The sequence below is a fragment of the Vibrio sp. 10N.222.54.E6 genome (genome assembly GCF_041473955.1).
In the GTDB taxonomy this organism is placed as follows: Bacteria; Pseudomonadota; Gammaproteobacteria; order Enterobacterales; family Vibrionaceae; genus Vibrio; species Vibrio tasmaniensis_A.
Genome location: NZ_JBFRTD010000108.1, coordinates 1 through 209, shown reverse-complemented (window position 1 = coordinate 209; position 209 = coordinate 1). Strand labels below are relative to the sequence as shown.

The 209-nt window shown below is 37.3% G+C and carries 1 tRNA gene; it reads left to right on the top strand.

The features are described 5' to 3' along the window. Positions 1–56 precede the first annotated feature (56 nt). A tRNA-Asn gene (locus tag AB4513_RS24765) sits at positions 57–132 on the top strand. The last annotated feature ends 77 nt before the right edge of the window (positions 133–209 follow it).

The following is a 209-nucleotide window of genomic DNA, read 5'->3' as shown; positions in this document are numbered from 1 at the left end:
TTATTTGGTACTTAACAAATAATGGTCTTTAGAGACCTAATGTTGAGACAAGTAATTCCCCTTTAGTTCAGTTGGTAGAACGGCGGACTGTTAATCCGTATGTCGCAAGTTCAAGTCTTGCAAGGGGAGCCACTTTCAAGAACTTCATTTTATATGAGGTTTTAAATTAGAGAGTTTACTCTCTAAAGCAAAGAATTTAGTGTGCCGAC